The following is a 14,760-nucleotide window of genomic DNA, read 5'->3' as shown; positions in this document are numbered from 1 at the left end:
TGTTCCTCCTGACAATTGCTTTTCATCACTAATTAAGCTTTGACAACAAATTTGAATTATAATACCACTCTGCAAATTTATTTGCCTGCATTGGTTTTTCTACTAAGTATCCTTGAATATAATCACATTTTAGCTGTTTCAATAATTTTAATTGTTCTTTTGTTTCAACACCTTCAGCTACTACGTTCAATCCCAAGCCATGCCCCATCGTCATAATAGCATTCACTATCGCATATTCTGGAGAATCCGTCTTAAAGTGATTAATAAAAGAGCGATCTATTTTCAATCTGTGAATTGGCAATTGTTTTAAATAGCTTAATGAAGAATATCCTGTTCCGAAATCATCAATGGAGATGTTAACACCTAATTCATTCAACATATGCATTGTATTAATTGCTTCCATCGTATGATTTAGCATAGCACTTTCCGTTAATTCCAAGTGAAGATATTTTGCTTCAAGCCCTGAATAATCTAGTGCTTCCTTCACTTCTTCAGTAAAATGTCTATTCTGGAATTGATAGGCGGAAACATTAACGGAAACACTTAAATGCTTTAATCCATTTTCTTGCCAACTTTTCGTTTGCTTACAAGCATTCTTCAAAACCCAGTTTCCAATCGGATGAATCAATCCAATTTCCTCTGCAATGGGTATAAATTGCATCGGCGGAATTAATCCATACTCGGGATGATCCCATCTAAGTAATGCTTCACAAGTTGACAGATTACCAGTTTTGGCATCGATAATAGGTTGGTAGGCAATATAAAACTCATCATTTTCAAGTGCCTTTCGCAAACTTCGCTCAATTTCTATTCTTTGCCATGTCTCCTTATTCATTTCACCAGCGAAAAACACAATCGTACTCCCGCCCTGCTGTTTCGCTCTGTTTAGAGCCGCATCTGCATTCTTCAATAATTCAACATTATCACTGCCATCAGAAGGATAAGAACTGATTCCAATACTTGCAGACACGTATAATTCTTGGCTTTCAAAATGCAATGGCATTTGAATCGTTTGCAGGATTTCATGCCCAATCCTCAATGCCTCTTCGGACTGTGTTCCTTCCGGTAAAATAATTGAAAACTTATCCCCGCTAAACCTTCCTAAATAAGCTGTTTTGGGAATAATGGAAGAAATTCTTTTAGCAAGTACTTTTAATACTTTATCTCCCGACTTATGACCGAGCATATCATTAACCGTTTTAAATCTATCTAAATCTAAAAACATGATTAAAAATTCATAATCGCCTTTTTTAGCCCTTTTAATTCTCGTTAAGAGTACTTCATCAAATTTCATACGATTAGGAAGCCCAGTATCAGCGTCGTAATATGCTATTCTCTCCATCTTTTTTTCTATTTTACGTTCTTTCGTAATATTGCGGCCTATTACAAACACTTCAACCGTATTATTCTGAACAATGATAGGAATCAAATGCATGATAAAAGTTGCTAATTCACCTGTTTTTTCTTTAAGATTCAACTCAAATTGAACAGGGATTCCACGAATGGCCTTAATAAAGTATCTTTTGATTGGTACATTTTTTGATAAAACGTACGACAAAGCGGATTTCCCTTTTAATTCATCTATTCCGAGAGCAAATGTTTTCTTAAAAGCTGCATTAACACTCGTAAAGCATCCATTTAAATCAGTTGTGAAGATAATATCCGGAATAGATTCAACAACTGAAAAAAAGTATTCTTTTATCTCATCATATTTTTTTGATAGATTTAAATATTTATTGGTTGCAATGTTTAACAAATCTGCCATTGCAAAGTCATTCTCTAAATGATTGATTTTTTCGTATTGGATGGTCTCTGCCAATGCTCCATAATGATTAAATGTCAAAAAAGCCTCTTCCTTATTAGAAGTATTAACAATGATAAAAACAGAACTCGGCAAAAAATTCAGTAAAAACTTTTTCAATTGGCTGACTTCTATACTTTCCCAATTTGGTAAATATGCTTTAATAACGAATAATTCATTACTAGAAAAATTATGCATATTCATAAAGTTAAGCAAGTCGTTTTTATCTTTATATGTATAGGTATATGATCTAATCAAATTGCCTCTCACCACCGCTATCATTTTCGACATAATACAATCATTTTCTTATACCTTATTTTAATGAAGATTTGTCTGAAAGTCATTAATAAAATGTAATCCCTTGCGCATTGATACATTGGCCGACAAGATATTATTGTCGATTTTTAGCCGACGCTCCTTATTTTTCTTAAGCCAATAAAGGAAACACGATATGCCGAAAGTCTACAGTTTGCAAGTTGCAATGTGTATATTATCCAAAAAGAAAAATGTAAAAACCAACGCTATGGTTTTTACATTTACTCTTTTTGAAATTTATTTAGGCAAACCAATTCCAGCCTAGCGGAAGTTTTGCACCAATATAGAATGTAATAATGAAAGATATAATCAAAATCACCCAAAACATTCCGGTTTTTTTATCAAGCTTTAATCGGACTAAAATCATTTCCATCATTGCGATGACAATCAAACCGAAAAGAAACTTTATACCATATAAAGCTGGATCATAGCTACTATGTTTTGAAAATAAAATTACCCCGGTTGCAATAATAAGTAAATAAAAAACACGTAAAATCATTTGGACTATAGTTGCTGCTTTTTTATTGCCTGTTTTGCGCAAAAAGACAGCTACTGCAAATAAAATGATGGCAATTGTCCATGTTGTAATATGTGCATGAGTGTTATCAAACATGTAATTTCCTCCTTAATCCGTTCAAATTGCAATATTTCTCTCATCTTACCATATATTTCTTGTTGTCCACAGCAAGGTACCTCTATTTCACAATATTGTTCAATTTACCAATACCCTCGATTTCAATCTCGATTTCATCCCCTTGTTTTAAAAAGCGCGGCGGTTTAAAGCCTTTCCCTACCCCAGCAGGCGTTCCGGTTGCAATAATATCACCAGGCTCAAGCGTCATACCTTGAGAAAGGACGGAAATAACTTCTTCAACAGGGAAAATGAAATGTTCTGTATTGGAATCTTGACGAATTTCCCCATTTACTTTCGTTGTAATATGTAAATCATTTGGATTGCTGATTTCGTTTTTATGGACAATCCACGGACCCATTGGGCATGATGCATCGAGACTTTTTCCAATGAAAAATTGTTTATGGCGTTGTTGTATGTCTCTAGCTGTCACATCATTTAAAATGGAATAACCGAAAACATAGTCAAGTGCGTCTTGTTGTGAAATTTTCTTTCCCATTTTGCCAATGATGACCGCTAATTCACCTTCATAATCTAGTTGATCTGTAATATCTTCGTGACTATCAATGTAATCATTATGTCCAATAACCGTAGTGGGAGACTTTGTAAAAACCATGACATGATCCGGAATATCAGCTTCGCTTCCCATCTCAATCGCATGTTCCCGATAATTTTTCCCAACACACATAATGTTTTTTGTCGGCCTAGGAATCGGAGCTAACCATGTTATGTCCGATAAAGGAATTAAATATGATTCGCTTCCCTTTTCTGTCCCCCATTCCACTAATTCGGAGACTTTTTTTATAAACTCTTCTCCTTCCATAATGCCATTTAATAAAGTTAATGGGCATGATATACCGCTATCTTCGGAAATAGAAATAAGATCCCAAACACGCGACTTTTCAGTATCGACTACTCCAAACCTTTCTTGACCTTTCATTTTAAATGTTATGAATTTCATGATCACCACTCCGTTCGTTCTTTTGTCTTCCATAAGTTAAAAACCGCCAAAATTTCTCCACAGGTCCATACTTAAATTTTGATAACCAGATTTCTGCAATGATCACTTGTATAACATATATGGCGATGGCAAGCAATGTACCTTTGGCCATCGATACTTGACCATATAATCCCAGTCCATAATTGTAAAAGATAAGCGTCCCTATAATAGACTGGGTTAAGTAGATCGTAATGGACATTCTTCCCGCAGAGGCAAGTGGCTTTAACACTTTTACGACGGGACCATACGACATAAGGAGCACAATTATTGCAATATAAGCTATTCCTAATAATGGCCCTCCTATCATATCTTGTATATATTGAATGCTTATGGAAGGCATTATTAAAAAAGGTAGTAATTTTACAGCTACTGCAATTGGAAAACATATGGATAAAATGATAATCCATTTTTTCCTCTGACTGTTTGCCTTTTGCAGCCATCTTAATTTAGCTGCACCAGCTCCAATCATCATTAAAGGTAAAATCATAAATAGATATAGAAAAAATTCTCCTGGTCCATTATTCAATGACCAATCCGCAATTCGCTGCATAGTAATTTCCCAAAACGACCCGTTTGCATATATTTCAGATGATTGTTGCAGCCCAACAATATCAATGTAATCAGCAAGTGATTCAGAATCGAATAAAGTGGCTAGCATGATTAGACCGCCAAAAAAAAGTTGAGGCAATAAATAAAGGATTGCTCCAAGTCCCATGAGCAATGGACCCGATAGTCTTAAAAATAATAGTAAAATGAGTCCCATTGTCGCATATGTTATTAAAATATCACCGTACCAAATGAGAAATGCATGAATGATTCCAAATACTAATAAAACGATTAATCTCCGTACGCTTATTTTATAGAAGGAAAAACCCTTTTCGTTCAGGCGATCTTGCATGATGACCATTCCGTAGCCAAACATCATGGCAAAAATGGGATAGAAGCTTGCCTGGACGAATATATCCAGCCACATATATACAGTGGCATCGTCGTATTGCCACCATTCATACGGATTATAATAACTAAAAGGTGAATGAAAGCTAATCATGTTTATTAGTAGAATTCCAAGCAATGAAAAACCTCTTAGTACATCAAGCGAGTGAATCCGCTCCTCTAGGCGGATCGGCTCTAGTGTTTGTTTCATATTTCGATTCTCCCCACGTCCCTTATGTATCCTAATTCACTGGATTCCTTCGTTTTACATCTTCAAGCGTGGCGCTTCCGCATTTCTTATTTTAACTGCTGGGCTATTTAATCACAAATCCTTTAGCTTCTCATAAGATAATGTGATGATTTATACGTATAGGCGACTCAATAATATTCTTATATACAAAGGATGTGAACGGCGATGCCAGCTTTTGTAGGAGCCGTTCAAGTTGTTAATATCTCTGCTTCAGGTGTTTTTAACATAGGAGACGTATTCCAAATTCAACCTATATCATCCACAAAGGTTTTTGCGGGAGCGGGATCATTTAATACGGCCGATCAAGTAAAAGTTATAAATGAATTATCATCTACTAATACGTTTGATGCAGATGTAATCGATCAAGGAATAGGATTTACTTTATAAGAATTTTAGACCTAACAATAGGAAGTAAGGTATTATGCTAGACTAAGATTCTTCCAATGGGAGGGACCAACACTGATTATCAATGTTCAACAATCGATTCATATCAACATGTTAAAAATTGGAGGAATAACTAACTCCTCTGTCTTACAAATAGGAACAACTGGGATTATTACAGAAGCCTCCAATTTATTTAATACGGGTGGTTTTACAGGTGCTGCCCCATCTACAATAGCAGGAGTAAAAACGGAAGCGCTTGGTGAAGCAATTGAGCACCCGATCCTAGTACCACTATAAATTAATAAGGCGGAGATGACATGGATTTAAAATTATATCTTAAACAATTAAATGATTATGTCGTTTGGCAGCAACAAGAAATCAATAGGCTGCAAGCAACCATGGATCAATTATCCGCAGACGTTCAAACATTAAAAGAAAAACCTTCAATAACAGTAGAGAGGCTTGAATACAAATTCGATCAATTAAAAGTGGAAACATTGGAAGGTACATTAAATATCGGGCTAAATCCAGCAGATTTAAATAATATTGATGATTTTTCCGCTGTGCCAAGTATGAGGAATGAAAAATCGTCAGAAGAAGATCAGCAAATGAAAACAGAACTCCTTGAAAAATTGAATCAATATGTTGATCAGCAGCTAGATACGATTATTCACAATTCAGAAAGCCAAATTGGTATTCAGTTGGAGGAATCTTACTTCAATTTAATTAAAGAAGATATACGTAAACAATTGCCAACACGTGCCGAACATTATCTTCATTTTTTTAGTACTAGAACAAATGAAGAAATAACGAAAGAACAGCTTTTTGAAAAAATGTACCAAACCATCGTTGCAGATATTAATAATGGTGTTCATACCTTCATTGCACAAATGCCTCGAAATAGAAAGGAAGGATAATAATCATCATGGAACTCAATGTCATAAATCGGGAATTAAACGTAGGCGAAATACATGTAATCGGGATAACGACTTCCTCTTTACTATTAGTCGGGGATGCGAACACAATTCAACTTGCTTCTACATTTGATACACCTGCTGAATCTTTAATCATCGGACCATTCGTCCCGCTATCTACAGGGGGCAGATAAATGTGGGGACGAAATTCCGTTGTTCAGCATATACTTGTTTATAGCATTCTTTCCAACGGAGTATTGGAAATAGGTGATACTGTTCAATTACGTCCATCAGCGCAGGCTCTTGCAGTCCAACGACAACAGGAAATATACTTTGGTAAGGAAGCAAACTACTATCCCCGAATTTTTTCAGAGCCTATTCCCATCCCAACATTTACAATTCCTCGGCCTTATATTAGAAAATATCACGAAAAGCCAAATATATGTGTAGGAAGGATCTGGATAAAAGGGATATCCTCGTCAGGAATGGTGCATATCGGAAATACAGAAAACGTCCATGCAGAATCAAGGATAGACCATATACGGCAGCTATCGGGTCAAGCGATCCGTCCTAGAACAAAAGTAGAGGTGCGAAGGGACTGATTTTATGCCGGCTGTAATAGGAGCAAGTCAAATTCTTAATGTTACCGGAGGGGTTGTTCATTTTGGAGATGTTGCTGTCATTTCTCCGAAAAGTGCTTCCAAGACAACTGAAGGATCTGGTTCGGGTAATGTCGGTGGGTTTATCGTTACGCTTAACGGTGCTAGCGTAAATCCAACTATTGATTCAAACTTAATTGATCAACCAACGATTGGTAATAATTAAAGGCTGGACCACTTTCTGGTCCAGCCTTTTTCTAAATTTAAAAAAGTATAAGTTTTTTATAGTCTTTTTGAATTTAGAATTTTGTTGTCCAGCTCCGGCGCCTATCGACTAGCAAACTTCTTGTCCTACTCTTTTGCGTAAGTCAACATCGATTCGTCCTATCGGACTCATCGTGTTTCCTTTATCTCAGTCGAAGGCCCTGAAGTTTGTACGTCGATGAGCAAGGCGCTTGCGCTTTTCTTATTATAACTTCAAAAATTCTCCACCATCAAAGAAATATAAGTATTTACCGATAACAGGCTTTTCCCATATTTCGGTAATGGCTCGCTCGTAAAAATTCAGTTGTGTTTCATAGCGTCTAGCAAGAATATTTTTTGCCTGTGAAAATCCGTTAGGAAATCTACCTTGGATCGTATCTGTTTTATAATCTAGTAAAATAACCCCATCATTTTCTTCAATTATACAGTCAATGATTCCTTGGACTAGCACATTTTCATCAAACCCATCCCAGTCTGAATAAACTTCCCGTGCTGGTATTCCCATTGTAAACGGAACTTCACGATGAACTTTCTTGGCTGAAATTGTTCTTATTCCAATATCACTTTGAAAAAACTCTACTATTTGTTCGCTTGAAACTACTTCAGCTTGTTCGTTTGTAATAATTTCTTTTAGGATTAATTCCTCAAGCAACAGTTCTATCGACAAGATTGTCGGCTGCTCATCAAGTGGAATATGCTGCATAACTGTATGCATGGCTGTTCCACGTTCTGCAGGGGAGAGGACTCCTTTTTCACTCATAAATTTTGGTCGGTCATAATGAAGCTTGCTATCTCTTTTGATTAATTGTGTAGAACTTGCTTCATCCCTTGTTTCAAACATCCTTTTTATCTCTGAAACAGATTGTTTTGACATTCTTTTTGTCGATAAAGGAAAAGCATATTCCCACGAAAGTCGTGAATATACTTCTTCCTTGTATGTTGACTCGATCTCAATTGCTTGCCCTTTTTTGACCGATTCCTGCCAAGTAAGATCCGCGTTTTGGTGGTTCCCGATCTCTTCATCAAATTGGTTTTTAGAGAAAACTTCAATTTTCCAACGTGATGGATGCTCAAAAATTTCATTTTCACACTTTCCACCGCTTGCTAAACGAACATTCTCCCCGTCTTGATGTCTTACAAGTGCCATCCCAATCCAGTCGAGATAACATTTCGCTTGGGCTCGATCTTGGTCGGATAACAGCCAGTCTGATTGTTTCATGGCCTTCATCCATTTTTTCATTTTTTTTTCGACGTTTTTTACAGTAGCAACCAAAAAGAGCTGTTCCTTCGCCCTTGTCAACGCAACATATAGGACGCGCATTTCTTCAGATAGAAGCTCCATTTTTTTCTTCCTTTTAAAAGCGAGCTGGGGTAATGAAGAATACGAAATACGCTTTTCGGGATTGACATATTTGCAAGCAAAACCAAATTCCTTATCAAATAGATTGCTGCTATATAAATCTCTCATATTGAATTGTCTTGCAGTTCCTGCTACAAAAACAACAGGAAATTCTAAACCTTTGCTTGAGTGAATCGTCATAATTCGAACGACATCTTCCTGCTCTCCAAGAGCTCTCGCTGCCCCTAAATCGTTTCCTCTGTCACGCATTCTTTCAATAAACCTTAAGAAACGAAATAACCCTCGGAAAGAAGTACTTTCATATTGTCGGGCTCGATCATAAAAGGCCCGCAAATTCGCTTGTCTCTGTTTTCCACCAGGAAGTCCCCCGACGAATTCATAAAATCCAGTGTCACGATAAAGTTGCCAAATCAGCTCTGATAATGCCCCACCTCGAGCGATATTTCTCCATTCATGAAGCTGATTGAAAAACTGAGAAACTTGCTCCCAAGCTTGTCCAAAATCATGATCAGGAATTTTCGATATAAACATTTTACAAGCTTCGTAATAACTTCCTTTCCTTGTATGAAGGCGAATATGAGCTAATTCCTCTTCCGATAAACCGATAATCGGAGATCTGAGAACTGCGGCAAGAGGGATATCTTGATCAGGATTATCAATGATTTTAAGTAAAGACATCATAATTGATACTTCAGTCGCTTCAAAATAACCGGTAGACAAATTAACGTGTACTGGGATGCCGTAATGCTTGAATTCTTCCATAATCTCTGGCGCCCAACTAAGAGAACGGACGAGAATCACAATATCTTTATATCTAGTTGGCCGTACACTCTTTGTTTTTAACTCATAAATAGGATTTTCCTCATCAATCATCTTTCTGATTTTTCCTGCCATATAACGAGCTTCAAGCTTCGTTTGCACTAATTCATTATGATCTAAATGATTCTCGAACTCTTCTTGATCATCTACTTCTTCATCTGATTGGTCGATGATGGCTACTTCAATCGGAAAAGAATCGTCATCTGGATATCCAGAGCCTTTAATGAGCTCAGCATCATGATTATATTCAATTTCTCCAACATTTGTGCCCATAATTTGCTTAAAAATATAGTTTACCCCGTCTAATACCTCTGCTCGACTTCGGAAGTTACGGGAAAGGTCTATACGAAGGCCAGTATTTTCTCCTTCTCTTGTAAAACGCAAGTACTTTCCAAGAAATAAATTAGGTTCAGCAAGACGAAAACGGTAAATGGATTGCTTAACATCTCCAACCATAAAAAGATTCCCATTAAACTCGCTATCAGTTGATACTAATTTGATGATGGTTTCTTGCACCATATTCGTATCTTGATATTCGTCCACTAGTACTTCTTTAAACTGCTTTTGATAACTAATCGCGATTTCAGAGGGAATAATCCCTTTTTCCTCTTCATTTGGTTCCAACAAAATTTCAAGACATAAATGTTCAAGGTCTGAAAAGTCGACTAACCCTCTATCCGCTTTTTCTTTCTCAAACAATTGTGAAAACTGCTTTACAACCTCAACCAAAGTGGCAAGAACTTGTTTCATATCTTGCATATCCTTTAAAAACTTTTCAGGAGTTTTAGAGAATAATTCTTTTGCGAGTTTGTCCAACATTCCTCGGGCAGCTTTTCTTAAATCATCTGCTTCTTTTACAATATCTGGGTCATATTCATCACCTTTGCATGACTTCGATCTTGAAAAACTCCAGTCATTCATCGTCTCATATAGTGATTTCCACCCTTTGGCTGCTGCATTTTCCATCCTCTCTACTATAAAAAGATCATCTAAGTAATTTTCAGCCCTTGGAGCTGGTCCTCCAGGATACTTTGACAATTCCAAAGCTTGTTCAAGTAATTCTCTAGCTCCAGATATTTGAAGTTGAATATCAAATTTTAATATATCAATAAAAGGGAGTTGTTCTATATTAGTATTTTCCGTAACATCATACATTTCCACTATTTGATTGAGCCACATAAACGGATCAGGATGAGAACGGGAAAAGTCATACAGTTTAAGAACAAGATCTTGGACAGCACTATCATTTCGATCATTTGAAAATGTATCTACAAGCCGATAAAAGGATTCATTCTCTGATTTTCCGTATTCCCTTTCGAATAGTTCATCGAGTACTTCGTCACGGAGAAGGTCAGCCTCCGTTTGATCTGCAATTCGAAAGCCAGGATCTATGTCAATCATATAATAATACTTTCGAACAACATCGAGACAAAAGGAATGCAAGGTTGAAATTGAAGCACTGTTCAAAAGGCCGAGCTGCCTCCTTAAATGGGATGATAAAGGGTCTTCATTGATCGCCTTTTCAAGTGCCTCGCCAATTCGATGTCTCATCTCTGCTGCAGACGCATTAGTAAACGTAACAACGAGCAATTCGTCAATATTTATTGGATCTTCACTTGCTAGTATTTTTTGAATAATACGTTCAACGAGAACTGCCGTTTTTCCCGAACCCGCAGCAGCTGCAACTAAAATATCTTGATCTTTCGCCATAATTGCTTTCCATTGATCATTCGTCCAAGTAACGTGTTCGGGCTTATTTGGAATGACTGTCTTCATAAGTAACGACCTCCTCTCGAATCCTAGCAAGAACATCATGTGAGTCTTGCTGAGGAATGATACGAAAACGATTATTATTTAGAGATTGATCAAACTGGCAAACTGATTTATATGAACAGAATTGACAAGGAGTTCTGTCCCCTAATTTATACGGGGCAATATGAACGTCCCCTGAAATAATTCTGTTTCCAGATTCTTGATAGAGATTACGCATGTAAAGTCTTAATGTTTTAAAATCTTCTTCAGTAGCAGAACTTTTTTGTGAGCTTGCTGACAAACTTCCATCTTTATTAATGCTTGCAGATATGATGTTTGAAGCTCCTGTTTCCAAGGAATTGTCCATAAGGCGAATAACATTTGAATCGCCGAGTAACAGACCTTTCATCTTAAATTCCTTCAAAATGGCATTTTCGATATCCTCCAAGGTCACAACCTTATCACTATTGAGCATTGGATTGTGGACATGAAAATATAAAACTCCGGCAGGCCTTGCTTCCGTTCCGACCAACTTACTTGAGTGAGTGATAATAATATCTAAATAAGTAAGCATTTGTAATGCAATTCCATGATAAACTTCATTTAAATCCAAGTCTCTCGAACTGGATTTATAGTCGATGATCCGCAAATATACACCATTTTCATCTTCCGCTTTATCGACGCGGTCGATTCGACCTTGAAGCTGCATTTTTGTTCCGCTTTTCAACGTAAATGCGAGCGGGGGTAATTGCTTAAAAGGCCCAAAATCTAGCTCCAGCCCTACTGGCGTAAAACCACTTACTTTTGCGTGACTGCTTAAAACATAAGAAGCTCTTCCGATGATTTGCTCCAGTTTCCTCTTAATATAAAAATACCGATTTGAACTTAGTAGAATTTGATTTTGAAGTCTTGGAGCAAATTGTTCCACAGCCATTTTAGCAAGCCATTCACATTGTTGTTTCGTTAAGCTTGACCATGTAAGTCCCTTTTTAACTACTTCTTCGGAAATCCACTTTAGTGCAGCATGAAATAAATCTCCAATATGCGGTGCGTCTAGCCTATAAATCTCTCTTTCACGCAAACGTAGGCCATGGGATGAAAAGTGTGAAAACGGACAGCCGTGAAAAAGCTCCATCCTTGAGACACTGGCAAGCATTTCATCCCCATACAATTCTTTACTCGTTTTTTCAGAAAGTGTTTCCGCTCCATTTTGATAAAATAAGCTTGAAAGAATTCTATTCGCTTTATTTTTGTGACTAGGTTGATTCATATAAAAATTATAAACATCCCACCAAAAGTCAGCGATAGGATACCCTCGGGTCGTCAACTGTAATTGTGCGGTTAAATAGGCAATTGCCGTTCCAGGGTGCGAAACATAGGCAAATTGCTCGTCCATTAAAAGCTCACTTGGTTCATTGACTTCACTGATTTCCTTTATTTCCGGGAAAATTTCCTTCATTCTTTTTATATATGGTGAAGGCAGCAAACCTTTTCCCTCGTCATTTGCAAGTGGATAAGATAAATAAAGACGCTCTTCTTGAACTGTAAAAGCTCGATAGGCAACAAAATCTTCATCAAGCAGTTTTTTCTTCCCACCTGGTGCTAGCTGCATTCCAATCGCATCTAGTTCATTGCGATCTTCATCTGACAATGTACCTTCATCCATTTGTTTTGCAGGAAGGACACCATCATTTAAGCCAATGACGAAAGAAGCTTTAATATTTGAAAGTCGAGATAATTCTAAGTTTGCAACAAAAACTTGATCGATTGCAGGTGGAATTAATGAAAATTTCGCTGCCTCCAAACCAGAATCAAGAATATCGATGAACGTTTCTATGGAAATTTGTTCATTTCCCATAATTTCAACTAATTGATCAAGTAAATCGACAGCTGCATCCCATGCTTGGTCATGTTCCCTTGAAACGACAAGCTGTCCTTTTTCTTCAGCAATATTACTTTTTTCTGCTAACTTCGCTGGGATATCCAATTCTTCCAACGCTAAATAAACTGCTTCACATAGTTCGCGAGCATTTTTAGCTTTTTTAATTCTTCTAGATAATCGAAAAAGTGGTAATACGACAAGATCACGAGACTTATTTAATTCAGACTCTAATTCTTTTTCAGCATCCGTTTGGGGAGAACCTTCATGTTCTAGTCCGAAGAACCTTTTATAGCGCCATGGTTTCTTATCGATCCATTTATCACCTTTTATTCCATGGGCTAATACATAATTTTCAAGCCTGTCCATTTGTTCTCTCAACTTCTCCAAATCAGACCCTAAAGGAAATAGTAAATCTGTTTTAATTGCACGAAATACCGGCTCATATCTCCAATGGCTATTAATGATATCTAACGCACTTCGAATAAGTTCAATTAAGGGATGATTTAACATCGGCCGCTTTTGATCAAGGAAAAATGGAATCTCATAGTCATGAAAAACTGTTTCCAATGTCTCTTGATATTCATGTCCATTTCTAATTAATACCGCTATATCATTGTAACGGTAGCCTTCTTCTCTAACGAGCCTGCGAATTTCTCTAGCAGTTCCTTCCACCTCAGCACGTCTATTTGCTGCTATTCTTATTTCAATGGCGGGCTTATGATCAAATGATTTTACCGGACGTTTTTCAAAACGAGCTTGCAAATACTGTAAACCTTCATCCTGAAACCTCGGTGCATCAGCAAGAAAAACATCCTCTTCTAATAAGATGCCGCCCTCTGAAGCCATTTCATATAAATCTGAATACGTTTCTCCAGTTAATCTGAATAAATCAAGTTCTTCGGGCTTGGCACCATTTTTATATGGTCGATCAAGTACAAGAGCAATGGATACCCTTTTACAATGCTTCATTAGTTGTTCAATAACTCTTTTTTCTTGCGGTGTAAAATTATGAAATCCATCTATATAAATTTCTGCATCCTTTAAATAACTTGAATTTTTTATGGAATCAGCCAGCAAATTTAAATAGTCATTGGAATTTGTGTACTTTCCAATGAGTGATTGTTCAAATTTATGATAGATTAGTTCCAGATCATGCATCTTGTCTGCGAGCGCTCTTGTGGATGCTTTAAAAGAAAGCTCTTTTTGTGAAATATGAAGATCTTCAGGGGTAATACAGTAATGCTTAAATTCCGTCAGCATTTTTTCCACATGCTCAATAAAGCCTTTTTTGTCAGCTGCCTTTTTAAACAGTTTTAAATCATCTTTATGATCCTCAATGATTTTTCGAATTAACATATTTAATCCAACACTGGAAAGATGGTTTCTGCCAGCTCCTCCAGTTTCCTGGAAGATTCTCCAAGCTAAACGGGTAAAACTATATACTTGTGTTCGGATCATTCCAGATAATCCAGGTGTATTAATTAAACGATATTCCGATAAAAACGTCATTTGCTCTGGGACAATATATAGAACTGGGTACCCATCAGGCTGTTTCATCAGTTTATCTTTTATTTCATCTAGGAACCAAGTTGTCTTCCCTGTTCCAGATCGTCCAATGACGAAACGAAGCGACAAATTTCCCATCCCCTTTTACGTAAATATGACATGAAATTATTATACCACAACGAACATACATTCCCAAAAACAAAGCCTAAGCACCTGTTTATGGACGTACATGCCCACTGGATGTGGGGCTTTTAGTCGATGTTCGTCTTTCTCTATTGCGCCTTCCGGACCGTATTCTGTTAGTCTTCTTAAAGGAAATGTTCTGAGTTAAAAAGTCTACTCTTTGACAT

The 14,760-nt window shown here is 36.9% G+C and carries 12 protein-coding genes; 6 read left to right on the top strand and 6 right to left on the bottom strand.

Annotated features, from left to right (window positions below; genetic code table 11):
- Nucleotides 1-28 precede the first annotated feature (28 nt).
- From KHA97_RS00920 to KHA97_RS00905, 4 genes are all read right to left on the bottom strand, one after another.
- Complete coding sequence (locus tag KHA97_RS00920; RefSeq protein WP_213122926.1) at nucleotides 29-2,059, bottom strand: sensor domain-containing protein; 2,031 nt, start codon at nucleotides 2,057-2,059, stop codon at nucleotides 29-31.
- Nucleotides 2,060-2,357: 298 nt separating this feature from the next.
- Entirely contained in the window at nucleotides 2,358-2,729 is a 372-nt protein-coding gene (locus tag KHA97_RS00915) for a YisL family protein (protein ID WP_213122925.1), read from the bottom strand.
- Between the two features lie 82 nt (nucleotides 2,730-2,811).
- Nucleotides 2,812-3,708, bottom strand: a complete 897-nt coding sequence (locus KHA97_RS00910; protein ID WP_213122924.1) for a fumarylacetoacetate hydrolase family protein — start codon at nucleotides 3,706-3,708, stop codon at nucleotides 2,812-2,814.
- Nucleotides 3,689-4,891 (bottom strand): DUF418 domain-containing protein, encoded by a 1,203-nt coding sequence (locus tag KHA97_RS00905; protein WP_213122923.1) that lies wholly within the window; start codon nucleotides 4,889-4,891, stop codon nucleotides 3,689-3,691. Before KHA97_RS00905 ends, KHA97_RS00910 begins: the two co-directional genes overlap by 20 nt.
- 204 nt (nucleotides 4,892-5,095) lie before the next feature.
- Here KHA97_RS00905 and KHA97_RS00900 point away from each other — a divergent pair, with 204 nt between their 5' ends.
- The 6 genes from KHA97_RS00900 (at nucleotide 5,096) to KHA97_RS00875 (ending at nucleotide 7,053) form a co-directional block, all read left to right on the top strand.
- Nucleotides 5,096-5,317 carry a spore germination protein gene (locus tag KHA97_RS00900; RefSeq protein WP_213122922.1) on the top strand — a complete coding sequence of 74 codons (222 nt, stop codon included), beginning with the start codon at nucleotides 5,096-5,098 and terminating at the stop codon, nucleotides 5,315-5,317.
- Between the two features lie 72 nt (nucleotides 5,318-5,389).
- Nucleotides 5,390-5,611 (top strand): spore germination protein GerPB, encoded by a 222-nt coding sequence (locus KHA97_RS00895; RefSeq protein ID WP_213124262.1) that lies wholly within the window; start codon nucleotides 5,390-5,392, stop codon nucleotides 5,609-5,611.
- A gap of 20 nt (nucleotides 5,612-5,631) precedes the next feature.
- Nucleotides 5,632-6,231, top strand: coding sequence for a spore germination protein GerPC (gerPC, locus tag KHA97_RS00890; protein ID WP_213122921.1), 600 nt, complete (start codon nucleotides 5,632-5,634; stop codon nucleotides 6,229-6,231).
- An 8-nt stretch (nucleotides 6,232-6,239) separates the two neighbouring features.
- Nucleotides 6,240-6,422, top strand: a complete 183-nt coding sequence (locus KHA97_RS00885) for a spore gernimation protein GerPD (RefSeq protein WP_213122920.1) — start codon at nucleotides 6,240-6,242, stop codon at nucleotides 6,420-6,422.
- Complete coding sequence (locus KHA97_RS00880; protein ID WP_213122919.1) at nucleotides 6,423-6,830, top strand: spore germination protein GerPE; 408 nt, start codon at nucleotides 6,423-6,425, stop codon at nucleotides 6,828-6,830.
- 4 nt (nucleotides 6,831-6,834) lie between these two features.
- Nucleotides 6,835-7,053 carry a spore germination protein gene (locus KHA97_RS00875; RefSeq protein WP_213122918.1) on the top strand — a complete coding sequence of 73 codons (219 nt, stop codon included), beginning with the start codon at nucleotides 6,835-6,837 and terminating at the stop codon, nucleotides 7,051-7,053.
- A gap of 243 nt (nucleotides 7,054-7,296) precedes the next feature.
- Here the strand turns inward: KHA97_RS00875 and addA are convergent, their stop codons facing one another.
- Together addA and addB are read right to left on the bottom strand one after the other, a co-directional pair.
- The gene (addA, locus tag KHA97_RS00870; RefSeq protein WP_213122917.1) at nucleotides 7,297-11,046 is read right to left on the bottom strand and encodes a helicase-exonuclease AddAB subunit AddA; all 3,750 of its coding nucleotides are present in this window, start codon (nucleotides 11,044-11,046) and stop codon (nucleotides 7,297-7,299) included.
- A complete protein-coding gene (gene addB, locus KHA97_RS00865; RefSeq protein ID WP_213122916.1) occupies nucleotides 11,024-14,539 on the bottom strand; it encodes a helicase-exonuclease AddAB subunit AddB in 3,516 nt (1,171 codons plus the stop codon). The genes addA and addB overlap by 23 nt, the downstream gene beginning before the upstream one ends.
- Between the last annotated feature and the right edge of the window lie 221 nt (nucleotides 14,540-14,760).

The organism is Lederbergia citri (assembly GCF_018343625.1).
Lineage (GTDB): Bacteria > Bacillota > Bacilli > Bacillales > Bacillaceae_C > Lederbergia > Lederbergia citri.
Note: the sequence above shows the minus strand (reverse complement) of the source record. Positions and strands in the feature narration are given on the sequence as shown.